Source organism: Streptomyces sp. NBC_00259, assembly GCF_036181745.1.
In the GTDB taxonomy this organism is placed as follows: domain Bacteria; phylum Actinomycetota; class Actinomycetes; order Streptomycetales; family Streptomycetaceae; genus Streptomyces; species Streptomyces pratisoli.
The window spans coordinates 3,897,536-3,919,938 of the sequence record NZ_CP108080.1; the positions used below are offsets into that span (position 1 = coordinate 3,897,536).

Sequence of the window (22,403 nt, forward strand, 5' to 3'; positions counted from 1 at the left end):
CGAGCGCACGGCCCTTGATCCGGACAGCCTCGCCGGCCACCCCGCCGTCGTCGAAGCCGCAGGCGCCCACCGCGACGAGGCGCTGTTCCACGAGGACGGGCCGGCCGAGTTCCACGGCCCAGGCTGGGCTGAGCGCGCAGGGTCGTCAGCCTGCGGTCGTCATCGGCCTCGGCCAGGCTCTCGCCCAGGGCGCGGGTTCTTCAGGACGAAGCCCGTCCGTCTCTCCTTGAGGAGGAGCCCCATGGGCTCCTGCAGGCGGGGCTGGGTAGCTCCGTTCAGCACAGGAGCTACCCAGTCGCTCACTCAGTCCGCAAGGGGCAGGTACACGCGATTGCCCGCCGCGGCGAACTCGGCGGACTTCTCCGCCATACCCGCCTCGATCTCGTCCGTCTTGAGGTCACCACCGTGCTCACGGCGGATGTCCTGGGAGATCTTCATCGAGCAGAACTTCGGACCGCACATCGAGCAGAAGTGCGCGGTCTTCGCCGGCTCGGCGGGTAGCGTCTCGTCGTGGAACTCCCGTGCCGTGTCCGGGTCCAGGGCCAGATTGAACTGGTCCTCCCAGCGGAACTCGAAGCGCGCGTCGGAGAGGGCGTCGTCCCACTCCTGCGCGCCCGGGTGCCCCTTGGCGAGATCGGCGGCATGAGCCGCGATCTTGTAGGTGATGACGCCGGTCTTGACGTCATCCCGGTTCGGCAGGCCCAGGTGCTCCTTGGGCGTGACGTAGCAGAGCATCGCCGTGCCCCACCAGGCGATCATCGCGGCACCGATGCCGGACGTGATGTGGTCGTACGCGGGCGCCACATCGGTCGTCAGGGGCCCCAGGGTGTAGAAGGGCGCCTCTTCGCAGATCTCCTGCTGAAGGTCGATGTTCTCCTTGATCTTGTGCATCGGGACATGTCCCGGGCCCTCGATCATCGTCTGTACGTTGTGACGCTTGGCGATCGTGTTGAGTTCCCCGAGCGTCCTCAACTCGGCGAACTGCGCCTCGTCGTTGGCGTCCGCGATCGAACCGGGCCGCAGACCGTCGCCGAGCGAGTACGTCACGTCGTACGCCGCGAGGATCTCGCAGAGCTCCTCGAAGTTCTCGTACAGGAACGACTCCTTGTGGTGCGCGAGGCACCACGCGGCCATGATCGAGCCGCCGCGCGAGACGATGCCGGTCTTGCGGCGGGCGGTCAGCGGCACGTACCGCAGCAGAACGCCCGCGTGGACCGTCATGTAGTCGACGCCCTGTTCGGCCTGCTCGATGACGGTGTCCTTGTAGATGTCCCAGGTCAGCTCCTCGGCGCGGCCGTCGACCTTCTCCAGCGCCTGATAGAGCGGGACGGTGCCGATCGGCACGGGGGAGTTGCGCAGCACCCACTCACGGGTGGTGTGGATGTTGCGGCCGGTGGAGAGGTCCATGACCGTGTCCGCGCCCCAGCGGGTCGCCCAGGTCATCTTCTCCACCTCCTCCTCGATCGAGGAGGTCACCGCGGAGTTGCCGATGTTGGCGTTGACCTTCACCAGGAACCGCTTGCCGATGATCATCGGCTCGATCTCCGGGTGGTTGACGTTCGCCGGCAGCACCGCGCGGCCCGCGGCGATCTCGTCGCGCACGACGTCCGGGGACACGTTCTCCCGGATCGCCACGTACTCCATCTCCGGCGTGATCTCGCCGCGGCGGGCGTACGCGAGCTGCGTCACCGCCTGCCCGTCGCGGCCACGGCGGGGCTGGCGCGGGCGGCCGGGGAAGACCGCGTCCAGGTTGCGGAGTCCACCGCGCGGAGACGTGTGCTTGATCCCGTCGTCCTCGGGGCGGACGGGACGGCCCGCGTACTCCTCGGTGTCGCCGCGGCCGATGATCCAGTTCTCCCGGAGCGGCGGCAGACCCCGCCGCACATCCTTCTCGACGTTCGGATCGGTGTAGGGGCCGGACGTGTCGTACAGGGTCACGTCCTTGCCGTTGGTGAGGTGCACCTGCCGGACGGGCACCCGGATGTCGGGGCGTGAGCCCTCGACGTATCCCTTGTGCCAGCCGATGGACTTCCCGGCCTCCGTCGTGCTCTCCGTGCCGGAGGCAGGCGTGCGCGTGTCCGATGTGGTCATGAGACCTACTCCCTACGCCGGCATTACCCGGTAACAGGTTCGGCGGTCGGCGCAGCTGTTCCGTACGAAGTACGGTGGTCAGCGCCCTCTCAGCCCGGTGCTCCGAGCTCCCGCGTGTGCAAAGGTGCCACCACGCTAGCGCCCCGTCGGGCGTGCTGAACAGTGGACCCCTTCCGTTCTTGCGATGATCTGTCGGTGACTTCCTCCCAGCAGACGCCCCAACCCGATCGCCGAACGGACGGTCCGGAGGTCGACCACGCCCCTGGCCACGCCCCTGACCACCCCCCTGTCCACGCGCACGGTCACGGGCACACACCTGCCGCGCCCGTCTCACGGCATCTGCGGCGGGTCATCGCCGCGGTACTGATTCCGTTCGCCGCGGCGGTGGTGGTCGGCCTGGTCGCCCTCTGGCCCGGCGGCGCGCCGGCGCACGAGCGCACCGGTGTCGGCTTCGACCGGCAGACCGAAGAGGCCCGGGTGGTCAGGGTCGAGCAGGTCGACTGCAAGGACGTGAACGCGGGACAGGTCCCGCCGACCGGCGAAACCTCGACACCCGAAGGGGGTGCAGCGGTCAACTCCCGGCAGGAGGCGTGCAAGAAGGCGACCGTCGAGGTCACCACCGGTAAGGACAAGGGCCGTACGTTCGTCGAGGTCGTCCAGCCGGACGCGTCACGCCAGCTGAAGCAGGGCCAGGAAGTGGTCGTCGCGTACGCACCCGACGCCCCGCGCGATCTGCAGTACTCCGTGAGCGATGTGAACCGCGAGTTCCCGATGGCGCTGCTCGCCGGGATCTTCGCGCTCGTCGTGGTCCTCGTGGGGCGGATGCGCGGGGTGATGGCGCTGATCGCGCTCGCGCTGAGCTTCGCCGTACTGACCCTGTTCATCCTGCCGGCGATTCTGCAGGGCTCGAATCCGCTGGTCGTCGCCGTGGTCGGGGCGAGCGCGATCATGCTGATGGCGTTGTACATGTGCCACGGTCTGACCGCCCGTACCTCGGTCGCGGTGCTCGGCACGCTCATCTCGCTGCTGCTGATCGGGCTGCTCGGCTCGCTCTTCATCGGCTGGGCGTCGCTCTCCGGGAACACCGATGACAACACCGGACTGATTCACGGCCTTTTTCCGAACATCGACATGTCCGGTCTGCTCCTGGCGGGCGTCATCATCGGCTCGCTCGGTGTGCTGGACGATGTGACGGTGACCCAGACCTCTGCGGTCTGGGAGCTGCACCAGGCGGATCCGGGGATGGGGCCACGAGGTCTGTACAAGGCGGGGATCCGGATCGGCCGGGACCACATCGCCTCGGTCGTCAACACGCTCGTACTCGCCTATGCGGGCGCTTCGTTGCCCCTGCTCCTGCTGTTCTCGATCGCGGAGTCGAGTGTGGGCACGGTCGCGACCAGCGAGCTGGTGGCCGAGGAGATCGTCCGGACCCTGATCGGTTCGATCGGCCTGGTCGCCTCGGTACCGGTGACCACGGCGCTCGCGGCGCTGGTCGTCTCCGCCGACCGGCCGGGGGGCACCGTGACGGGCGCGATGACCGGGGCGGTACGGGGCAAGGGCCGCCGTCGGCGCGCGAAGTAGCGCCCCTCACCGAACCGGCCCTGTGCAGGGCGGCGTTCGGCTGCCGTCAGCCGGCGGCCTCCTCGGCCAGAATGCGCCCCAGGGCGGCCTCCAGGTTGTCCTCGAAGTCGCCGAGCGTGCGCTCCTGCCCCAGCGGGACCAGCTTGTCGGTCCGGTCCAGGAATGCCACGAGGGGCGCGGCGCCGGCCCGGAACAGCGCCCGGTCGAGGCCGACCTGAAGCCGGATGTGGACGTCGGACAGCCCTTCGGGCTCCGTCGGCGCGATGTGCACATCACCGTCGCCACTGGGCCCGTTGATCCCGTCGAGCAGCAGCTCACGGCCGAACGCCCAGGTCACAGGCGCGTCGCCGGGCAGGTGAAAGGTCATCCGCACCGCATAGGGATCTCTCGTCTCGTACGTGAGCTCCACAGGGATCCGGAAGGAGAGCTCCTCGGAGACCAGGAAGCTCATCAGGACCTCGGCCTGAACCGACTCGCGCATCGTGTTACCCCGCAGTGGATGAAGCACTCGTGAAAACGGCCAGGAATGATCCCCCATGGCCCTCGTGACGACATGGTGCTGTACGTCACCATGAGATCACAAGGAGTAATTTTTCAGATACTGATAGAGAACGCGAACGGACTGAGCAGACGTCCGATACCACTGCGTAGTTGTTCGACTGCGGGAAGCAATCGATCTTCCTGCTGGAGCGGGAGGGAAATCGCCATGGCGGCGGCCGTGCTTCCGACCGTGATCGGAATAGCCGCGCAGACCGTTCCCAGGGCATATTCCTGTCGCTCGATCACCGGTTGCATCCGGCTCATACCGCCGAGCCGTTCCAGCAAAGTCCCCCGGTCGCGCACCGTATGAGGAGTGATCCTTTCGACGGGGTGGCGGTAGAGATGATCTTTTCTGGCCCGTTCGTCGAGCTGGCCCAGCAGACACTGACCGAGTGCGTGCGCGTGCCCCGTCTCCCGGAAGTCGGCCCATTCGTCGACAGCGGGTGCGTACGGGGTGTCGGCGACGGCGACGAGTTCGATCTCGTCCTCCTGGTAGACGGCGAAATAGACGGGTACGCCGATCGCGTCGCGCCAGTGCGCCAGGGATTCCTCGATCTTGGTGCGACGATTCTGCATCGCCTTGCTCATCGCGAGACGCACCGCTGCCTCGCCGAAGACGAACACGCCCCGCTCACGCCGGAGATAGCCCTCGTGCACGAGGGTCCGCAGCAGGTGGTAGGCGGTGGGAAGGGGCAGTCCCGCCTCACGGGCGAGCTGCTTGGCGGGGGCTCCGTCGGTGTGGGAGGCCACGGCCTCCAGGAGTCTCAAGGCCCGTTGGACCGAGCCGATCAGAGTGGGTGGAGCGGTCGAGGTGGGCGCGGAACTGGTAGCCATGGCCGTGGCCAAAGGTCACCCCCAGGCATGGTGACGGGCGGTCCGCCCGCGCGCGGAGGCCGCCCCCGCGCGCTCGCCGTGCTCCCTGATGATCCGAGGTGCTCCTGAGATCAACGTCGGGAACTTCCCAGGAAGTCGTACAAACCCCTGTCGTACAAACCGCTGTTCAACAGCGATCGTCGACCCGGGCCTCTCAGGGGCGGCAGAGGCTTGCCACTCTAATGGCAGCCTCCGACCGGCCGCGGGCATCACCTGCGCCATTCCCCCGCGCGAGGTAACAGGCGTACGAACCTTTCGTATCTCTACCGGCTCGTATGCCTGTCGGCGCGGATGCCTACCAGTCGCTCTTGTCGGACGAGGACGACGACGTGGTCATGAACTTCCGTACGACGTAGATCAGCCCACCGACGATCGCCACGAAGAGCAGGACCTTGAAGAGCAGCCAGACCAGAATGCCGATGAAACTCGCGATCATGCCGCCGAAGACGACAATGGCGATCAAGGGGATGGCGACCCACTTCACCCACCAGGGCATCCCCCGCAATATCTCCTGCACCGCCATCGTCCTACCTCGATTCTGTGAGTTGTCCTGGTTTCGATGCTAGAGGTGCGAGTGCAGTCTGCGGGGCGTCGGCGTCCCTTGAAGACCCCTGAGCCGTCCCCTAGGGAAACCCGGGCCGACGGGTCAGCTCTCCGGCGGAGAGAAGATCACCAGCACCCGCAGGTCCTCGGTGATGTGGTGGAACTTGTGGGGCGCTCCGGCGGGGACGTAGACGACGCTGCCCCGCGCCACCTGGGTCGTCTCCATGCCGACGGTGATCGAGGCCCGGCCGCTGACGATGAAGTAGACCTCGTCCTGGCCGTGCGGCTGCTGCGGGTCGAGCGCGCCGGCGTCCAGTGCGTACAGCCCGACCGACATGTTCCGCTCGCGCAGGAACTGCAGATATGCGCCGTCGTTGACGACGCGCTCCGCCTCCAGATCGTCCAGTCGGAATGCTTTCATCGTGCGTCCGCCCCTGCCATTGGTCCGATCATGTCTGCCACGATCAGACACATGAAGAATTTTGTAGTCAAGACGATCGCCAACGCCGCGGCACTGCTCGTGGCGATCTGGCTGCTCCAGGACATCACGCTCACCGGTGACGACACCGGGAAGAAGACCGTGACGCTGATCATCGTGGCGTTGCTCTTCGGCCTGGTGAACTTCCTGGTGAAGCCGGTCGTGAAGCTGCTGACGCTGCCACTGTTCATCCTCACGCTCGGGCTGATCACGCTGGTGGTCAACGCCCTGATGCTGATGCTGACCTCGTGGCTCGCCGGCGTACTGGATCTGGACTTCCACGTCGACGGCTTCTGGACGGCGGTGCTCGGTGGTCTGATCATCTCGATCGTGTCGTGGGCGCTGAACATCGTGCTCCCCGACAGCAAGGACTGAGCACCGGATGTCCTTCTCCGTCTGTTTCGTCTGCACCGGGAACATCTGCCGTTCGCCGATGGCCGAGTCCGTATTCCGGGCCCGGGTCGAGGAAGCCGGGCTCGGCGGCCTCGTCGAGGTGGACAGCGCGGGTACGGGAGGCTGGCACGAGGGCGACGGCGCCGACCCCCGTACGGTCACCGTCCTGCGGGCGAACGGCTACGAGTCCGGCCATGTCGCGCGGCAGTTCCGCGTCTCCTGGTTCGCCGGGCTGGACCTGGTGATAGCACTCGACCAGGGACATCTGCGCGAGCTGCGGCGGCTGGCGCCGACGGACGCGGACGCCGCGAAGGTGCGGCTGCTGCGTTCGTACGACCCGGCCGCCGGTGCCGAACTCGACGCCCCGGACCCGTATTACGGCGGCATGGACGGCTTCGAGGAGTGCCTGGAAATGGTGGAGGCGGCGAGCGAGGGACTGCTCGCCGCCGTACGCAAGGTTGTTGAGGAGCAAGCGGCATGACCATGGGCGAAGGAACGAGGGCCGTACGGGCCGGGCTGCCCGAGGCGCGGAAGTACGAACCGACGCTGCCGGGACCCGTCTTCGCGGCGCACTACCACCTGCCCGGCGAGCCGACCGGCCCGTACACCTACGGACGCGACTCCAACCCGACCTGGACCCTGCTGGAGCAGGCCATCGGGGAGCTGGAGGCGCCGGGCGGCGACGGGGTGGAGACCGTGGTCTTCGCCTCCGGGATGGCCGCCGTCTCGGCCGTCCTGCTGTCCCAGGTCCGGGCGGGCGACGTCGTCGTCCTCCCCGACGACGGCTATCAGGCCCTGCCGCTGGTCCGGCAGCAGCTGGAGGAGTACGGAGTCGCGGTGCGGACCGCGCCGACCGGGGGCGATGCGCAGCTGGCCGTGCTCGACGGGGCGAAGCTGCTGTGGATCGAGACGCCGTCCAACCCGGGGCTCGATGTGTGCGACGTACGACGGCTCGCGGACGCCGCGCACGCGGGCGGCGCCCTGGTCGCCGTCGACAACACCCTGGCGACCCCGCTCGGCCAGCGGCCGCTGGACCTGGGCGCGGACTTCGCCGTGGCCAGCGGCACCAAGGGGCTGACCGGGCACGGCGATCTGCTGCTCGGCTATGTGGTGTGCCGGGACGCCGCGCTCGCCGAGCGGGTACGGAAGTGGCGCAAGGTCGTCGGCGCGATCCCCGGCCCGATGGAGGCCTGGCTGGCGCACCGCTCGCTGGCCACGCTGCAGTTGCGCTCCGACCGCCAGTGCGCGAACGCCCTCGCCCTCGCACGGGCGCTGGCGGGACGCGCCGAGGTCACCGGGCTGCGGTACCCGGGTCTGCCCGAGGACCCCTCGCACAAGCTCGCCGTGGCCCAGATGCGCCGCTTCGGGGCGGTGGTGTCCTTCGAGTTGCCCGACCGCGCGCACGCCGAGCGATTCCTGGCCGAGGTACGTCTCGTCGACGACGCGACCAGCTTCGGCAGTGTCCGCTCCAGCGCCGAGCGCCGGGGCCGATGGGGCGGCGACGCCGTGGCGGAGGGCTTCATCCGCTTCTCCGCCGGCGCGGAGGACCCGGACGATCTGGTGGCGGACGTGCTCCGGGCGCTGGACGCGGCGGCCGGATGACCGGACGACCGCACGGCAATGGGACGGTCCGAGCCTCCCCCCTCGTGGCTCGGACCGCCCCGGTATCGCCGGCGGATTACCGCTCGCACAAGGCTAGTTGACTCTGCGTCAGTGTCCAATCACACAGGCGACACCGACCTATCGACTTATTTATAGTTGGACGATGGATCTGGCCCTGTTGCGCACATTCGTCACCGTGCACCGAGCTGGTTCCTTCACCCGCGCCGCGGCGCTGCTCGGTCTCTCCCAGCCCGCGGTGACCAGCCAGATCCGGACTCTGGAGCGACAGCTGGACCGGCCGCTCTTCCTGCGTCAGGCGCGCGGTGTCACCCCCACGACCTTCGGCGACGAGCTCGCCCACCGGGCCGCCCCGCACCTGGACGCCCTCGTCGAGATCGCGGAAGCGGGGCTGGACGAGGAGTCGGGCGTCCGCACACTCCATCTCGCCGGGCCGCCCGAGTTCACCTCCTTACGGGCGCTGCCCGCGCTGACCCCGTTGATCTCCCAGGGCCTGGCGCTGCGGGCATCGTTCGTGGGGAACGCCCAGGAGGCCCTGGAGGGGCTTGCGGCCGGACACCATGACCTGGCCATCGCCACGGCCCGCCCGCGCGGCGGACTGCTCGGCTCCACCCCTCTCTGCGACGAGGAGCACGTCCTGGTCGCCTCACCGCGCTGGGCGACCCGGCTCGGTTCCGGGGTGCTGCTGCACAAGGGCGCGGTCGTGCTGGAGCAGTTGCCGGTGGTCGAGGTCCACGAGTCCCTGCCGTTCGTCTCCCGGTACTGGGCCGCGGTCTTCGACAGCCGGCCGCCCGCCGCCGGCACCGTCATCGCCCCCGATCTGCGGGCGGTGCTGGAGTGCGCGGCATCCGGCGCTGGGCTGGCCGTGCTGCCGCGCTATCTGTGCCGGAGCGCCCTGGAGAGCGGGGAGGTCGTGGCGCTGCTCGACCCTCCTGTACCGCCGCTGCGCACCTACTTCCTCGTCGTCCGTACCGGCACGCTCGCACTCCCGCACATCGCGCGGGCGCACGAGGGACTGTTGCGCGCCGCGGCCGACTGGTGACGACAGGCGACCGCAGGGTGGACAGGAGTTTCAGAACGGGTGTCGTGGGCCACTCTCTGACCATGACCGAACGGCCAGTGGTCAAGCGCACCGCACGCGCCATCCTGCTCGACGGCGACGATCTCGTCCTGATCAAGCGAACGAAGCCGGGCGTGGATCCGTACTGGGTCACTCCGGGCGGCGGGGTCGAACCCGACGACGCGACCGTCGTCGAAGCCCTCCACCGTGAGGTCGACGAGGAGCTGGGCGCCAAGATCGTCGATGTGGTGCCCTGTTTCGTCGACACCGTGGAGCACATCGTGGACGGCGGTGTCTCGGGCGTGAAGGTGCAGCACTTCTTCGTCTGCCGCCTGGCGGCCATGGACGCGTCGCTGCGCCACGGCCCGGAGGTGGAGGACCCTTGCGGCGAGTACGAGATCGTCCGGGTGCCCTTCAGCCGCGTCGGGATCGCCGCCGTCCATCTCGTCCCGCTGTCCCTGCGGCACTACTTGGACGGCAACATCGAGGGCGTACGGGCGATGCACGCTCCCGATCTGGGCTGATCGCGTCGCGTCTAGTCGGCGGCCGCCACGAGCTCTTCGAGGGAGTCGTGGCGGATCCGCTCGAACGGGATGCCGACGCCCCTGAGCGCGTCCACTCCGCTGCGGATCATCCCGACCGGGCCGGAGAGATACGCGTCGTACTCGTTCCACGGCCCGTACTCCCGCACCGCGTCGGGCAACTGTGCCCTGCCGTCCACGACGGGCCGCACCTGGAGCCATGGATGGCTCTGCTGGAGCCGCAGCATCGTGTCGATGTCATAGAGGTCGTGGTTGCTGCGTGCCCCGTAGAACACCTCCACCGGCCGACGCTCACCGTGCTCGGCGACATCCTCGACCAGGGCCTTGATCGGGGCGATGCCGGTCCCGCCGCCCAGGCACAGCAGACCGTTGTCGGTGGTGTGGTCGACCACCATCGATCCGGCGGGCGGGCCCAGCCGCAGTACGTCGCCAGGGCGGGCGTGGTGGACCAGCGCATTGGAGACCCAGCCCGCGGGGACGGCCTTGACGTGGAACGAGAGCAGCCCGTCGGAGCGCGGTGCGCCCGCGAAGGAGTAGTGCCGCCAGATCCGCGGCCACCAGGGGGTCTCCAGGCTCGTGTACTGCCCGGCCAGGAAGGGGTAGGGCTGGTCCGGGCGCACGGTGACGACCGCGATGTCCGGGGTTCTGAGGTCGTGCGAGACCACCTCCGCGTGCCACCAGGCCGGCGCGTGCCGCTCGTTCTCCGCAGCGGAGTCGATCATGATCTGGGAGATCGTCGTGTACGTACGGACCCACGCGGCCTCGGTCTCCTCGTCCCAGGTCGTCGTGGCGTACCGGGTCAGCGCACCGATGAGGGCCTCGCCCACGGCCGGATAGTGCGCGGGCTGGGTGCCGTACTTGCGATGGCCGCGGCCCAGGTGCTGGAGGTATTCGACGAGCACGGCGGTGTTGTCCATGTGCTCGGCGGCGGTGAGCAGCGCCTTGAGAAGGCGGTCGCGCTGGGTGTCCATGGCGGCGGGGAAGAGGGGCCGGAGATCGGGGTGGCGGACGAAGAGCAGCGCGTAGAAGTACGAGGTGACCTTGTCGGCGACGGGGGCGATCTCGGTCATCGTCCGACGGATGAGGATCGCGTCGGGTGACGCGTTGTCGTCGGAGACGCCGGCGAACGGACCGGCGGCGGACCCTGCCGCCTCGCCGGCGGGAGCGGGGTGCTCGTACTGCGGGGCGGCGGCGGTCTCGTAGGAGGAAGGGGCAGGGGCTCCGTACGGAGAATGCCCGCCGTACGGCGAGTGCGTTGCCTGTGGGGAGTGCATTGCCTGCGGGGACGGCGCCTCGTGCGGCGCTGTGGCCCCGTACGGCGCCGCCGGTGCCGCGGGGGCCTCAGGGGCGGTGCGGGCCTGGGGAACGGTGGCTCCGCGGGGCGGCGTGGCGGATGCCCGGTCCGCGCCGGTGCCTACGGGACGTATGGAGGCAACGGGCCGGCTAGGGGTGGTTATTCGTCCCTCGCCGGACGTGCCGGTGCCCGCTGGGGCACTGCCCTCGGCCGCAGGGGCCGGTCGGCCCGCGGCAGTCCGCTTTCGGGGGCTGAACCAGCCTCCCCCGCCGGTCGCACCGTTCTCGTCGGAGGTGCCGTTGTCGGCCGACGTGGTGGTCGGAGCGTCCATTGTGTGCCTCGCCTCGAACATCTCTCGGTCGGTCTGCGCACTTCCGCTGGTCCGGAACGTGCCTCAATTCCCCGCTCTGCCTCAGGACTCCTGCCCGCCCACATTAGCCTTCGCGCGATTTGAGGTTCGGGACGAGTGGGACCGGATTGTGACGTTGCCCGCAGCGCTCTTCGTCGCAGCATGCCAGGTTGCCCCTCGGCAGCGGACAAAGAGCGGAAAGTCCGGGTATCCGTACCCGCTTTCCCGTTAGGCTGCATTGCCCTCATGTCCGTATGCGCGGCCAGGACTCGGGTCCCGGTGGTATGCCCCGTACCCGAAACTCACGTTGAAATCGCCCCAGTTGTAGGCTTCCGGCAGATCGCTCCCCGTCCAGGTGTGTGCGGCGAGCCCGGACAGATGATGGTCCGCATTCACCGCCACCGCAACGGTCATCGCGACGAAGATCTGCGCATCGGACATCGCATCACTGTCGAGGATGCGATGTCCGGCCCTCATCCCGAACTCCACACAGAGCCGGTTCGTGATGTTCACTGCCGCGGCAACGGAATCGGGATCTACATCAACCGGGGATGGTGCGCAGGCCCCATGCGGAGAACTCTCGGTGAAGAAATCGGGCCCGTCATGTACGCCGAGACCAGTACACGTGGTTACTCCCGCTGTCAGACGCGAAGAGGGCCGGCTGCCCGGCACCGTGTTTCACGTGAAACCACTCAAACGTCCCGCTCGGCGGGCCATCCTCGTCGTCCATGTCTCCGCGTCCGCGGGTTGGCTGGGGCTCTCGCTCGGTCTGCTCGGGCTGAGTGTCGCCGCGGTCGCCTCCGGATCCCCGGCCGTCGCCGAGGCCTCGTACCGCTCGATGGCCGTCTTCGCGAACTGGCTGATGATCCCTGTCGCTCTGCTCACCCTCGCCAGCGGTCTGGTCCTCTCCCTGGGTACGCCCTGGGGCCTTGCCCGCTACCGCTGGGTCTGGACCAAGTTCTGGCTCACGCTGGTCACGACCGGGCTCACGGCGTTCTCGCTCCGGCCCGAGGTGAACGCAGCCGCCGATCTGGCCGCCGCGGGGATCGGGGTGGCGGACACGTCCGGCCTGCTGGCCGCTCCGATCGTCTCGCTGTCCACGTACCTCTTCATGACCGCGATCTCGGTCCTCAAGCCATGGGGGATGACCCGTCGCGGACGACGGCTGCGGGTCTTGGCCACTTCGTCGAAAACGGTGGACGAACGATCACTGCGTCCGACAGCCTGACCTCATGTCAACACCGCTCACCGAGCTCCCCGTCCGGCGTCTGACCACTGCAGACCTGAGCTCCTGCGCCGATCTGTCCGAGGACCGCGGCTGGCCGCGCGAGGAGCATAAATGGGGCCTCCTGCTCGCGGCGGGAAGGGGCTACGGCATCGACGATCCGGCCGGCAAGGGGCTGGTCGCAGGGTGCGTGGTGACCTCGTACGGTCCGGGGCTCTCCGCGATCGGCATGGTGCTCGTGGCCGAGCGATACGCCCGACAGGGGGTCGGGCGGCGCCTGATGAAGCACGTACTCGCCGAGGCGGGTGCCACTCCGCTCACCCTGCATGCCACGCCGTACGGACAACCGCTTTACGAAGAGCTGGGCTTCAGCCATGTCGGCCGCGCCGAGATGGTCAGGGGCCGCTTCCGCCCCTCCGGTCCGGCGCCCCGGGCCACCACCCGGCCGGCGACCGCGGAGGACCTGCCCGCGATCCTGCGCCTCGACGCCGAGGTCTTCGGCCTGGACCGTACGCACATCATCACGCGGCTCCCGGCCTTCGCCGACCAGTTGAGGGTCGCGGAGGCCGACGGTGCTCTCACCGGCTTTGCGGCCGTCTGGCCGAACATGGAGACCCATGTCGTCGGCCCCTTGATCGCCCGCGACACGGACACGGCCAAGTCCCTGATCGCCTCGCTCGCCGCGCAGACGGACCGCCCGCTGCGTACGGACATCGACGTGCGCCACGAGGAACTGCTCGCATGGCTGAAGGCGAACGGCTTGGAGCCGATCGCCTTCAACGCCGTGATGATGCACGGCGCGCCCGCTCTCCCCGGTGACTGGACCCGCCGCTTCGCGCCCCTGACGGTCGCCGCGGCCTGAGTCGAGGAGGCCTTGCCGCAGGGTCAGTTGTCGAGGGCTCCCAGCGCCGCCGCCGCAAAGCCGTGGTCCTGCTCCGGCGCGCCCCCGCCGACGCCGATCGCACCGATCAGGCGACCCTCGCGGTGGACCGGGACTCCCCCGGCGATGAAGAGGAGCGGGCGGTCCAGGGCGGTGGGGAGGGTGTGGAAGAGACCGCCCGGCTGGACCGCGTCGACGAGATCCGCCGTGGGGGCGTTCAGCTGAAGCGCGGTATAGGCCTTCCGCGTGCTGGTCTCGCCCGCGATGAGCACGGCCCGGTCGTCGCGGCGGAAGGCCAGCAGATGGCCGCCCGCATCGAGAACGGTGATCGCGACGGTCACGCCCGCGGCTTCAGCGGCCTGGCGGGCCGCCGCCACGAGGGCCTCGGCGTCCTGGATGGTCAGCGGGGCGACGGCGGTACCGGCAGCAGTGGTGGCGGTGGTGGTCATAGTGATCTCCTTGGTGCGTTTCCTGGGCGTGCAGGGGTTCTTGGGCGTGCAGGGGTTCCCTGGGTGCCTAGGGGTCAGTGCCGGACCCCGGCGGCCGAGGCCGGCTCCGCCACCGCCGAGGCGGCGACGATCCGGCTGTCGCGGCGGAGGTCGCGACGCTCCAGCGCGCTGGACAGCACCGCCAGCACGAGCGCCGAGGCGGCGAGAACCGCGCCGACCCAGTTCGGGGCCGTGAGTCCGAAGCCGGCCGTGATGACGATGCCGCCGAGCCATGCGGCGAGCGCGTTACCGAGGTTGAAGGCGCCGATGTTGACGGCCGATGCCAGCGTCGGGGCACCGGAAGCCTGGTCGAGGACCCGCTTCTGCAACGGCGGCACGGTGGCGAAGCCCAGCGCGCCGACCAGCACGATCGAGACGGCTGCCGCGACCTTGTTGTGGGCGGTGAACGTGAACAGCGCCAGTACCAGGGCGAGGGCGCCGAGCGAGACGTACAGCAGCGGCATCAGGGAACGGTCCGCGAACTTCCCGCCGGCCAGATTGCCGCCGACCATGCCCAGGCCGAAGAGAACGAGCAGCCAGGTGACGGAGGAGTCGGCGAAACCGGCGACCTCGGTCATCATCGGCGTGATGTAGGTGATCGCGGCGAAGACGCCGCCGAAGCCGAGCACGGTCATCGCCATGGCCAGCAGAACCTGGACATTGCGGAACGCGGCGAGCTCATGGCGCAGCCGTACGCCTTCCGGCCTGGGCTGTTCCGGCACCAGCTTCGCGACTCCGGCGAGCCCCAGCACACCGAGCCCGGCCACGACGAGGAACGTGGTGCGCCAGCCGATGCTCTGGCCGATGAACGTGCCCATCGGCACACCGACGACGTTCGCGACGGTCAGTCCGGTGAACATCATGGCGATCGCACCGGCCTTCTTCGCCGGGGCGACCAGGTCGGCGGCGACCACCGAGCCGATGCCGAAGAAGGCACCGTGCGCGAGCGAGGCCACCACACGGCCCATGAGCATGACGCCGAAGACCGGGGCGACGGCGGAGAGCACATTGCCGGCGATGAACAGACCCATCAGCACCATCAGCATCCGCTTGCGGGACACCTTGGTCCCGAGGACGGTCATCAGCGGTGCGCCGATGACGACCCCCAGGGCGTACCCGGTGACCAGGTAGCCGGCGGTGGGGATGGTGACCTGGAAGTCGCCGGCGACCTCCGGCAGCAGGCCCATGATCACGAACTCGGTGGTTCCGATACCGAATGCCCCGATGGCGAGGGCGAGGAGCGCGAGCGGCATGGGGAGTGCACCTTCCTAGCGGATTGCGTCTGCGCCTAACAAGCGTCGACAATAATTGCAGGAGACGTTAATTGCAAACGCGGGCTATTGCATGGGTCGGCTATTCTGGATGCCAGCCACTCCGGTGCCGCTGCACGGGACGCCCGACCGCGTCCGCACGGCGCTCCTGGACGGAGGAGAGATCGATGACAGCGATGGACCCGGCACTCACCGCGCTCGCCCAGAGCTGGTGCGCGCTCTCCCTGCTGCACAGCAGGATCGAGGCCCACATCGAGCGGGCGCTTCAGGCCAAGCACGATCTGAGCGTGCGCGAGTACTCGCTCCTCGACGTCCTCAGCCGCCAGCACAACGGTCCCGGGGGCCATCTCCAGATGAAGCAGGTCGCCGACGCCGTCGTGCTCAGCCAGAGCGCCACGACCCGGCTCGTCACCCGGCTCGAGGACCGCGCGCTGCTCAGCCGCTACCTCTGCGACACCGACCGCCGCGGTATCTACACGGATGTCACGGAGGACGGCCTGAAACTGCTCTCCGAGGCCCGGCCGACCAACGACCGTGCGCTGCGTGAGGCGCTCGACGAGGCCGCGAGGAACCCCGAGCTGGCTCCTCTGGTCAAGGCGGTCGAGGAACTGAAGATGCCGGCGGCCTCGATCCCCACGCCCGCGGGCGTGCCCACGTAAGGACGGGCCTAGGCTGCGGATCATGAACGATCTGCAGATACGCCCCGCGTCCCCCGCCGACATCCCCGCGATCGTGGCGATGCTCGCCGACGACCCGCTGGGCGCCCGACGTGAGTCGCCGGACGACCTCACCCCGTACACCGCGGCGTTCGACCGACTCGCGGAGGATCCGAACCAGCATCTGGTGGCCGCTGAACGCGAGGGCCGCATCGTCGGTACTCTGCAGCTCACCGTCATCCCCGGGCTCTCCCGGCGTGGCGCCACCCGCGCGGTCATCGAGGGTGTGAGGATCCACGCCGATGAGCGCGGCGGCGGCCTGGGCGGCCGGCTCATCGAGTGGGCGGTCGATGAATCCCGGCGCCGGGACTGCCAGTTGGTCCAGCTGACGTCCGATGTGTCGCGCACCGATGCCCATCGCTTCTACGAGCGTCTCGGCTTCGAGGCGTCGCACGTGGGCTTCAAGCGCACCCTCTGACGAGGGGAACTCACCTCCTGAGCCGAGGGAAGCCGTGTTTCACGTGAAACGCGGCTGAGGGACCGTGCCTCACATGGACAGACCGCGCCAGCCGCCTTCGTCCACCCCACCGGGCACCGCGGCGGCCGGGTCGTACGGGCTCCGCGTGAAGACGAACGAGCCCAGGTCGAGATGGCTCACCGCACCATCGGGCCGCCGCACCACGCGCAGGGTCTCGCCCGTGTAGTACCCGTCGAGCCCGGTCCACGTCCCGTCGGGGCACGCGCGGAACCGCGATCCGCGGCCGTTCCCCCAGAGCGGGTACAGCTCCATGGCCCGATCCGCTACCAGCTTCAGCCCGAAGGCGGAGGTGCCCCAGTACCAGGACCCGGTCAGCTCCAGCAGCGCCTCGTCCACCTCCGGCATCGGGCGCCAGGGCTCGGGGAAGCGCGGCTCCGCCTCGGCGACGATGCGTGCGAGCTCAGCGGCGGCCACAGCGGTGGACGGTCCCGAGGTCGCATTGGCAAGGACCACCGCGGCGACGCCCTCGTCCACATCCACCCACAGACAGGCGAGGAACCCCGGCAATGAGCCCGTGTGGCCGATGAGAGTACGTGCTTCCCTCCGTACGATCTGAAGACCGAGACCGTACGTGCTGTCCCACTCCCCGGCCTCCGCCGGCGCGGCAGGCGTACGCATCTCCTGTACGGAGTCAGCACTCAGCACACGGTCGTCGCCATCGGCGAGAAAGCCGGCGAACCGGCAGAGGTCGGATGCGGTCGACCAGAGCTGCCCGGCCGGGGCCATCAGGCCCAGATCCTCGACCGGTTCGGGCATCATCACATCGGCCCATGGATGGACCGCCCACCCTCCCGCGTGGGGAGCCTGGGGTCCGGTGCTCGTACGGCTCATGCCCAGCGGTTCCAGGATCTCGCGCCGCAGCACCTCCTCCCAGGGCTCTCCGCGTACCGCCTCGATCAGCGAACCAAGAAGCGTGTAGCCGGTGTTGGAGTAGTGGTGACGACGGCCCATGGGGTGCAGCAGAGGGGCATCACCGAGCACATCGCCCAGTTCGGGCCGCAGCGTGCCCGGCGTGCGCTCCCACCAGGGTGCGGGGCTCTCGGCAGCCAAGCCCGCGCTGTGGGACAGGAGTTGGGCGATGCTGGCCTCCCCCACCCCGGTACCGGGGAGGTGCTTCTCCAGCGGATCGCCCAGATTCAGCAGCCCTGCGTCTCGCAGCCGCAGGACCAGCACGGCGGTGAAGGTCTTGGTGAGCGAGCCGATGCGGTACTGGGTGTCGGCGTCGGGCGCGTGCCCCTCGACGCAACTGCGCGCGCCACTCCATACCTGGCGCCCGTCCCTGGCCACCGCGCCGACCACGGACGGAGCGCGGCCCTCGGACTGTGCGGTGGCCACCCGGTGCAGCAAGGCACGTTCCGTACTGGGCAGCAGCGCTTCAAAAGGTGAGGTCATGGTCCAGATCTATCGGACCGGTCCGGCTCGGGTCGACCTGGAGGTTCCGGTGAGCCGTATCCCGGGGCGTTTGGGTGACCTGCGTTTTCACGGCTCGATTCTGCGCTCGTGTCGGTGGCGCAGTCCCGTCTTCGTGTCGTTTTTCTCAGCCGCTGGCACTGTCCCAGGGTGCCGCCTCGAGGAATCTCCAACCGCGCTGTGCCCGTCGGCAGCTTCCGGTGAACGTCTTCGCTCGTCACGACGTAGCGGGGCCGTTCGATCAGGCCGTGGCGGGCGAGGCTGCGTGAAGGTCGGCCCGGTCGGTGTCGGACACGACGCACACCGGCAAATCCGTGGAGAGCAGCTGCTCCCTGTCCGGGAACAGCTGCGGGGGCCTGCCAGTAGGCAACCTGGACGGCGAGCAGAGCCTCCGGATCGCACGACGCGTGGAAGGCGTCGATCGTGGCCGCCAGTCACGCGCATGCGATGCGCGCTGGCCACGGAAGTCCGGGCCGACCGCGCCGTCTGTCCAGGTTGGCCGCGGGAGGTCGGTTACGGCCGACCGGTGAGGTGCGGCACCAGGATCTTCAGGTCGCGGGCGACTCGCTCGGCGAGCAGTTCGGGATCGTCTGGCCCAAGTGGCCGTGGCGGACGGAGCGGACCTGCTCGGGGTCGCGGGCGGCGACGGCACCCAGGCGCGCGATCAGGCGCCCGGTGGCGAGCCGTCCTGGGTCGTGGCGGTGTGGTGCTGCTCAGCCCTGGGCGGCGGGATGCATCGTTTGAGATTGGCCGTTCCTTCGGCCTTGCTCCTACCTGCCGGCCAGAGCTTCGGCTTCCGTACGGGCCCGCACCGCCTCCAGTGCAGCGTATTCCGCCTCCAGGATCGCGGAGCCAGCGAAGTCGATCGCGAACGACGCGTACCCCTCCGCATCATCCGCCGTGAGCTCGGCACGCTTCACGTCAAGCTCGCCCTTGCGCTCCCGGAGATGGCTCTTGACCGTCGCTACGTGCTCCTGCCACTTGTTCCTTGCCTCTTCCAGTGACGCAGCGGCAGCGGCCTCCTGCTCGGCTCCCTCACGGCGGAGTTGCTCTGCCCGCTGTTCCGTCTCCCGCTGAACCTGTTCGATCGCGGCCGCCAGATCCTCCTGGTCCTTGGCGATGGCACTCTCCACCTGCTCTTGTGCGTGCTTCGACCAATCCGTCAGTTGGGTGATGCGGTCCGTCATCTGCGTCATGGTCCTACCCTTCCGATTGCTCTAAGAGGAGGATTTTCATCAATTCGAACATATCCGGCAGGTGACTGCTACTCGCGTGGCAGCGCCATGGCAGCGGACGGGTCAGGGCAGCGCGGGACGTGGCTGTAGTCGCCACGCCCAGGGCGGCTCGCCGCCGGGTGCCCGATCGGCGGACTGAGCCTCCTGCAGCGCGATCTCACAAGCATTGCCAGCCATACCGCGCCGTTGTGCGCCGCCGGTCTCGGTCAGCGCTGCGCCGCGGACATGCGCGGGGGCGCGGCAGAGGTTAGACAAGAAGGGTGATGGTCAACAGACCGGAAGGTATCGGCATTCCACCGGAACTGTCTGTTCTGTGTGAACCGTGGGCCTGTGGCCGGTCGGACACCCGCGCGCCTGCGCCGGATTCGTCGTCCATACGCACTCGTGAGCCGGGGCACGACGGCACGCTGGTGGCCGTCGTGTTCTCCCGCGAGCACGTGTCCGATCTGGTCAGGCAGTCGGCTCGGCCGGGGCCCTCTCCGCTCGGTGCAACCAAGGCAGCCCAGTGGGCTGTTGCGCCCCTCTGTCTCCCCTGTGACCGTCGATGACGCAGCCGGACCCCGGCCAGGAGCCGCAGCCGGCTGGTAGGCCCCCGCCTTCCGGGGCCGAGGCCGCAGAAGCGGGGGATTCCGCCCGGATGCCCCGATGGCTGCCGCGTGCCATGGTGCTTGCCCTTGCGTTGGTGGCCGCCTTCCAGCTCGGCAGCTGGGCCTTCCACAGGCTTACTGGTCTGCTGGTCGGCATTCTGATCGCGTCTTTCCTGGCGCTGGGAATCGAGCCGCCGATCGGGCGGATGGTGGCCCGGGGGATGCGCCGGGGCCTGGCCGCCTTTCTGGTGTGTCTCGCCGTGGTCCTCGGGTTGGCAGGGTTCTTCGTACTGTTCGGCTCGTTCCTGGCGGGCCAGATCAGCGGCATCGTCGAGCACTTCCCGCGGTACTTCGACTCCGTCATCGGCTGGCTCAACCGGACGTTCCACACGGATTTGTCGCGGGTCGACATCCAGGGCCGGCTGTTGCGCCCCGACCGGCTGCGGACATACGTACAGAAGAGCGCGGGCGGCGTGTTCGATTTCTCGGCTTCCGTGCTGGGCGGTCTGTTCCGGCTGCTGACGATCTTCTTGTTCGCTTTCTACTTCGCCGTGGACGGCCCCCGGCTGCGCCGCGCGCTGTGCTCGCTGCTGCCTGCGGCCAAGCAAACCGAGGTGCTACGGGCCTGGGAGATCGCGGTCGACAAAACGAGCGGATACCTCTACTCCCGTGGGCTGATGGCCCTGATTTCCGCGGTCGCCCACTTCGTCTTGCTGGCACTGCTGGACGTGCCGTACGCCCTGGCGCTCGCCGTGTGGGTTGGCGTGGTGTCGCAGTTCATCCCGGTCATCGGCACCTATCTGGCCGGGGCCGTGCCCATGCTGGCCGCGTTCGCCGTCGACCCCTGGTACGCGGTGTGGGTGCTGGTCTTCGTCGTGGTCTATCAGCAGTTCGAGAACTACCTGATCCAGCCGAAACTCACGTCCAAAACCGTGGACATCCATCCGGCGGTGGCCTTCGGCTCCGTGATCGCGGGCACCGCGCTGCTCGGTGTGGCCGGCACGCTGATCGCCATTCCGGTGGTGGCCACGTTGCAGACGTTTTTCGGTGTGTATGTGAAGCGGTACGACGTGGCGGATGACCTGGAGGAACAGGACGGCCGGCGATACCCGCGCCGGGACGGTCCGTCGCTGCGGGCGCGGCTGCGTGGACTGCTGCGCCGCCGCGGTCGGTCCTGACCGGGCTTGCGAAGGCCTCCGCCAGGTGAAACAGGCCAGGTTGGGTGACGATGGAGGTGTATGGCCCGACCATGTTGTTCCAGGAGGAGGCAGGCATGACTTATCCCTCTGATTCCTCGGGCACTGGCCCTCCGCGCGGCACCGAGCCACAAGACGCCCCCTTGACCGAAGGCCTGGGCGCCTTGGCGAACATGGGCTGGCAGATCCTGCTCACCATGGGCCTGGCCACGATCGCCCTGGGCGTCGTGGTTTTCGCCTGGCCCGAGGAGACGCTGCAGGTCGTCGGCGTACTCTTCGGCATCTACCTGCTGGCTACCGGCGTCTTCCAGCTGGCCGCCGCCTTCGGCACGCACGTCCCCCGGCATCTTCGGGTGCTGCACTTTCTCACGGGTGCGCTCTCCGTCCTGCTGGGGCTGATCTGCTTCCGGGGCACCCTGCAGTCGATCTTTCTGCTCGCCCTGTGGATCGGCTTCAGCTGGCTGCTGCGCGGCATCATGGTGACGGCTGCGGCGGCCTCCGCCGAGGGCATGCCGGCACGCGGCTGGCAGCTGTTCTACGGGATCATCAGCACTCTGGCGGGCATCGTGCTGATCGTCTCGCCGTTCACCTCGATCGCCGCACTCACCCTGGCGGTGGGCGTCATGGCCCTCGTCCTTGGGGTGGTCGAGGTGTTCCAGGCCATCAGGATGCGCGTCGAAGTCGGTCGCCTCGCTCCGGGCGGCAGTGCCGAGCGGCGGCCCCTTTTCCACCGACCGCACCCCCAGCACTGATCACGGCGGAGACACCGAGCCCCCGCTTGGGCGGCCCCTGGACCTGGTCGTGTGCGGCGCTGTCCGGCTGCCGCAGCGCACGGATGCGCCGCCGACCCGCCTAAGCGGGGCCGCCGCCACACCGTTGTCGCCCGGCCGGGTCGGCCGCAGCTTCCCGTAGACACCGTCGGGACGATCGGCGATCTCCCGGTTCCGCTCGGTACTTAGCCGGAAGGTTGGCCGACGCCTCTCAAGCTCCTGCATCCACCAGTAACCCGCCGTCCGCTTGGGCAGCGGCACCGCTCCCGGCCCGAAACGCACCTCCAAACGGGCCTGCACCCGCTCCCGCACCAGCTTCACGGAGGGACGGGACTCCTCCGCGTATTCGCCCAGCACCTCCTCGGCCGCCTCCGCCCAGCGCGGATCGGCGTTGGCCAGCCCGCACTCCGCCTTGGCCCTCTTCGGGACGAGCCCGGCCTCGCCGTTCGCGAGGAAGGCCTGTGCCCAGCGCTCCACCGTTCGCTTGGTCACACCGAGTTCGGACGCCTTGGCCGCATACCGCTGTCCCATCGATCGGCCGGGAGCGTATTCAGACCGGGGCTCGCCCTGCCGTGCCAGCTCCTCGGCGCCGGAGCGGTAGCCCGTCAATATCTCCCGGACGTGCTCAGCGCGCTCCAGGACGTCCTTCCTCTCCTCCTTGGACAGCCGGGTCAGCACCACAGCAGTCAACTCATCGTCATCGACGGCCGGCCCCGGCCCGGTGGGGATCACCTGCGCACGTTGCGAGGTCAGCGCTCGCGTGCCACCCACGGGACTCGACGG

At 68.9% G+C, this 22,403-nt stretch carries 24 protein-coding genes; 12 read left to right on the forward strand and 12 right to left on the reverse strand.

Annotation, left to right across the window (positions count from 1 at the left end; all coding sequences use genetic code 11):
* Positions 1-303: 303 nt before the first annotated feature.
* Positions 304-2,091 (reverse strand): phosphomethylpyrimidine synthase ThiC, encoded by a 1,788-nt coding sequence (thiC, locus tag OG766_RS17495; RefSeq protein ID WP_328725732.1) that lies wholly within the window; start codon positions 2,089-2,091, stop codon positions 304-306.
* A gap of 195 nt (positions 2,092-2,286) precedes the next feature.
* Between thiC and OG766_RS17500 the strand changes: the two genes are divergently transcribed.
* Positions 2,287-3,672 (forward strand): YibE/F family protein, encoded by a 1,386-nt coding sequence (locus OG766_RS17500; RefSeq protein WP_328725733.1) that lies wholly within the window; start codon positions 2,287-2,289, stop codon positions 3,670-3,672.
* Positions 3,673-3,718: 46 nt separating this feature from the next.
* Here the strand turns inward: OG766_RS17500 and OG766_RS17505 are convergent, their stop codons facing one another.
* The 4 genes from OG766_RS17505 to OG766_RS17520 all read right to left on the reverse strand — a co-directional run bounded on the left by OG766_RS17505 (position 3,719) and on the right by OG766_RS17520 (position 6,049).
* Positions 3,719-4,153: an SsgA family sporulation/cell division regulator gene (locus OG766_RS17505; RefSeq protein WP_266380198.1), complete on the reverse strand. Its 435-nt coding sequence runs from the start codon at positions 4,151-4,153 to the stop codon at positions 3,719-3,721.
* A 113-nt stretch (positions 4,154-4,266) separates the two neighbouring features.
* A complete protein-coding gene (locus OG766_RS17510) occupies positions 4,267-5,046 on the reverse strand; it encodes an IclR family transcriptional regulator (protein WP_266380201.1) in 780 nt (259 codons plus the stop codon).
* A gap of 334 nt (positions 5,047-5,380) precedes the next feature.
* Positions 5,381-5,602: a DUF5326 family protein gene (locus OG766_RS17515; protein WP_328727489.1), complete on the reverse strand. Its 222-nt coding sequence runs from the start codon at positions 5,600-5,602 to the stop codon at positions 5,381-5,383.
* A gap of 129 nt (positions 5,603-5,731) precedes the next feature.
* Entirely contained in the window at positions 5,732-6,049 is a 318-nt protein-coding gene (locus OG766_RS17520) for a cupin domain-containing protein (protein WP_266380207.1), read from the reverse strand.
* Positions 6,050-6,100: 51 nt separating this feature from the next.
* Between OG766_RS17520 and OG766_RS17525 the strand changes: the two genes are divergently transcribed.
* The 5 genes from OG766_RS17525 to OG766_RS17545 all read left to right on the forward strand — a co-directional run bounded on the left by OG766_RS17525 (position 6,101) and on the right by OG766_RS17545 (position 9,703).
* On the forward strand, positions 6,101-6,481 hold the full coding sequence (locus OG766_RS17525) for a phage holin family protein (RefSeq protein ID WP_266380210.1): 381 nt from the start codon (positions 6,101-6,103) through the stop codon (positions 6,479-6,481).
* Between the two features lie 7 nt (positions 6,482-6,488).
* Positions 6,489-6,980, forward strand: coding sequence for a low molecular weight protein-tyrosine-phosphatase (locus OG766_RS17530; protein WP_266380213.1), 492 nt, complete (start codon positions 6,489-6,491; stop codon positions 6,978-6,980).
* Positions 6,977-8,101, forward strand: a complete 1,125-nt coding sequence (locus OG766_RS17535; RefSeq protein ID WP_328725734.1) for a cystathionine gamma-lyase — start codon at positions 6,977-6,979, stop codon at positions 8,099-8,101. The genes OG766_RS17530 and OG766_RS17535 overlap by 4 nt, the downstream gene beginning before the upstream one ends.
* A gap of 163 nt (positions 8,102-8,264) precedes the next feature.
* Positions 8,265-9,161, forward strand: a complete 897-nt coding sequence (locus OG766_RS17540) for a LysR family transcriptional regulator (protein WP_266380217.1) — start codon at positions 8,265-8,267, stop codon at positions 9,159-9,161.
* Between the two features lie 62 nt (positions 9,162-9,223).
* Positions 9,224-9,703: an NUDIX domain-containing protein gene (locus tag OG766_RS17545; RefSeq protein WP_266380219.1), complete on the forward strand. Its 480-nt coding sequence runs from the start codon at positions 9,224-9,226 to the stop codon at positions 9,701-9,703.
* An 11-nt stretch (positions 9,704-9,714) separates the two neighbouring features.
* On the opposite strand, the gene OG766_RS17550 is transcribed toward OG766_RS17545, so the two are convergent.
* Positions 9,715-11,346, reverse strand: a complete 1,632-nt coding sequence (locus OG766_RS17550) for a globin domain-containing protein (protein ID WP_328725735.1) — start codon at positions 11,344-11,346, stop codon at positions 9,715-9,717.
* 246 nt (positions 11,347-11,592) lie between these two features.
* Positions 11,593-11,877 (reverse strand): hypothetical protein, encoded by a 285-nt coding sequence (locus OG766_RS17555; RefSeq protein WP_266380223.1) that lies wholly within the window; start codon positions 11,875-11,877, stop codon positions 11,593-11,595.
* A gap of 169 nt (positions 11,878-12,046) precedes the next feature.
* Here OG766_RS17555 and OG766_RS17560 point away from each other — a divergent pair, with 169 nt between their 5' ends.
* Both OG766_RS17560 and OG766_RS17565 read left to right on the forward strand, forming a co-directional pair.
* On the forward strand, positions 12,047-12,592 hold the full coding sequence (locus tag OG766_RS17560; RefSeq protein ID WP_328725736.1) for a DUF2269 domain-containing protein: 546 nt from the start codon (positions 12,047-12,049) through the stop codon (positions 12,590-12,592).
* Between the two features lie 4 nt (positions 12,593-12,596).
* Positions 12,597-13,451, forward strand: a complete 855-nt coding sequence (locus tag OG766_RS17565) for a GNAT family N-acetyltransferase (RefSeq protein ID WP_266380228.1) — start codon at positions 12,597-12,599, stop codon at positions 13,449-13,451.
* Between the two features lie 23 nt (positions 13,452-13,474).
* Here the strand turns inward: OG766_RS17565 and OG766_RS17570 are convergent, their stop codons facing one another.
* Positions 13,475-13,918 (reverse strand): GlcG/HbpS family heme-binding protein, encoded by a 444-nt coding sequence (locus tag OG766_RS17570; protein WP_266380230.1) that lies wholly within the window; start codon positions 13,916-13,918, stop codon positions 13,475-13,477.
* Positions 13,919-13,992: 74 nt separating this feature from the next.
* Entirely contained in the window at positions 13,993-15,210 is a 1,218-nt protein-coding gene (locus OG766_RS17575) for an MFS transporter (protein WP_266380233.1), read from the reverse strand.
* A 185-nt stretch (positions 15,211-15,395) separates the two neighbouring features.
* On the opposite strand from OG766_RS17575, the gene OG766_RS17580 reads away from it, so the two are divergent.
* Both OG766_RS17580 and OG766_RS17585 read left to right on the forward strand, forming a co-directional pair.
* The gene (locus tag OG766_RS17580; RefSeq protein ID WP_266380235.1) at positions 15,396-15,887 is read left to right on the forward strand and encodes a MarR family winged helix-turn-helix transcriptional regulator; all 492 of its coding nucleotides are present in this window, start codon (positions 15,396-15,398) and stop codon (positions 15,885-15,887) included.
* Positions 15,888-15,909: 22 nt separating this feature from the next.
* Positions 15,910-16,362 (forward strand): GNAT family N-acetyltransferase, encoded by a 453-nt coding sequence (locus tag OG766_RS17585; protein ID WP_328725737.1) that lies wholly within the window; start codon positions 15,910-15,912, stop codon positions 16,360-16,362.
* A gap of 69 nt (positions 16,363-16,431) precedes the next feature.
* Here the strand turns inward: OG766_RS17585 and OG766_RS17590 are convergent, their stop codons facing one another.
* Positions 16,432-17,814, reverse strand: coding sequence for a serine hydrolase domain-containing protein (locus OG766_RS17590; protein ID WP_328725738.1), 1,383 nt, complete (start codon positions 17,812-17,814; stop codon positions 16,432-16,434).
* Between the two features lie 788 nt (positions 17,815-18,602).
* Positions 18,603-19,028 (reverse strand): hypothetical protein, encoded by a 426-nt coding sequence (locus OG766_RS17595; RefSeq protein ID WP_266380240.1) that lies wholly within the window; start codon positions 19,026-19,028, stop codon positions 18,603-18,605.
* A gap of 583 nt (positions 19,029-19,611) precedes the next feature.
* On the opposite strand from OG766_RS17595, the gene OG766_RS17600 reads away from it, so the two are divergent.
* Together OG766_RS17600 and OG766_RS17605 are read left to right on the forward strand one after the other, a co-directional pair.
* Positions 19,612-20,832: an AI-2E family transporter gene (locus OG766_RS17600; protein WP_423247062.1), complete on the forward strand. Its 1,221-nt coding sequence runs from the start codon at positions 19,612-19,614 to the stop codon at positions 20,830-20,832.
* A 95-nt stretch (positions 20,833-20,927) separates the two neighbouring features.
* Positions 20,928-21,602, forward strand: coding sequence for an HdeD family acid-resistance protein (locus tag OG766_RS17605; RefSeq protein ID WP_266384225.1), 675 nt, complete (start codon positions 20,928-20,930; stop codon positions 21,600-21,602).
* On the opposite strand, the gene OG766_RS17610 is transcribed toward OG766_RS17605, so the two are convergent.
* A complete protein-coding gene (locus OG766_RS17610) occupies positions 21,603-22,301 on the reverse strand; it encodes a helix-turn-helix domain-containing protein (protein WP_328727490.1) in 699 nt (232 codons plus the stop codon).
* Positions 22,302-22,403: the final 102 nt, after the last annotated feature.

Coding starts and splice junctions, on each gene's coding strand:
- OG766_RS17550 (WP_328725735.1), bottom strand. CDS start 11,346: ATGGACGCTCCGACCACCACGTCGGCCGACAACGGCACCTCCGACGAG.
- OG766_RS17510 (WP_266380201.1), bottom strand. CDS start 5,046: ATGGCTACCAGTTCCGCGCCCACCTCGACCGCTCCACCCACTCTGATC.
- OG766_RS17585 (WP_328725737.1), top strand. CDS start 15,910: ATGAACGATCTGCAGATACGCCCCGCGTCCCCCGCCGACATCCCCGCG.
- OG766_RS17600 (WP_423247062.1), top strand. CDS start 19,612: ATGACGCAGCCGGACCCCGGCCAGGAGCCGCAGCCGGCTGGTAGGCCC.
- OG766_RS17520 (WP_266380207.1), bottom strand. CDS start 6,049: ATGAAAGCATTCCGACTGGACGATCTGGAGGCGGAGCGCGTCGTCAAC.
- OG766_RS17565 (WP_266380228.1), top strand. CDS start 12,597: ATGTCAACACCGCTCACCGAGCTCCCCGTCCGGCGTCTGACCACTGCA.
- OG766_RS17545 (WP_266380219.1), top strand. CDS start 9,224: ATGACCGAACGGCCAGTGGTCAAGCGCACCGCACGCGCCATCCTGCTC.
- OG766_RS17605 (WP_266384225.1), top strand. CDS start 20,928: ATGACTTATCCCTCTGATTCCTCGGGCACTGGCCCTCCGCGCGGCACC.
- OG766_RS17575 (WP_266380233.1), bottom strand. CDS start 15,210: ATGCCGCTCGCGCTCCTCGCCCTCGCCATCGGGGCATTCGGTATCGGA.
- OG766_RS17570 (WP_266380230.1), bottom strand. CDS start 13,918: ATGACCACCACCGCCACCACTGCTGCCGGTACCGCCGTCGCCCCGCTG.
- OG766_RS17580 (WP_266380235.1), top strand. CDS start 15,396: ATGACAGCGATGGACCCGGCACTCACCGCGCTCGCCCAGAGCTGGTGC.
- OG766_RS17505 (WP_266380198.1), bottom strand. CDS start 4,153: ATGCGCGAGTCGGTTCAGGCCGAGGTCCTGATGAGCTTCCTGGTCTCC.
- OG766_RS17590 (WP_328725738.1), bottom strand. CDS start 17,814: ATGACCTCACCTTTTGAAGCGCTGCTGCCCAGTACGGAACGTGCCTTG.
- OG766_RS17540 (WP_266380217.1), top strand. CDS start 8,265: ATGGATCTGGCCCTGTTGCGCACATTCGTCACCGTGCACCGAGCTGGT.
- thiC (WP_328725732.1), bottom strand. CDS start 2,091: ATGACCACATCGGACACGCGCACGCCTGCCTCCGGCACGGAGAGCACG.
- OG766_RS17525 (WP_266380210.1), top strand. CDS start 6,101: ATGAAGAATTTTGTAGTCAAGACGATCGCCAACGCCGCGGCACTGCTC.
- OG766_RS17530 (WP_266380213.1), top strand. CDS start 6,489: ATGTCCTTCTCCGTCTGTTTCGTCTGCACCGGGAACATCTGCCGTTCG.
- OG766_RS17535 (WP_328725734.1), top strand. CDS start 6,977: ATGACCATGGGCGAAGGAACGAGGGCCGTACGGGCCGGGCTGCCCGAG.
- OG766_RS17595 (WP_266380240.1), bottom strand. CDS start 19,028: ATGACGCAGATGACGGACCGCATCACCCAACTGACGGATTGGTCGAAG.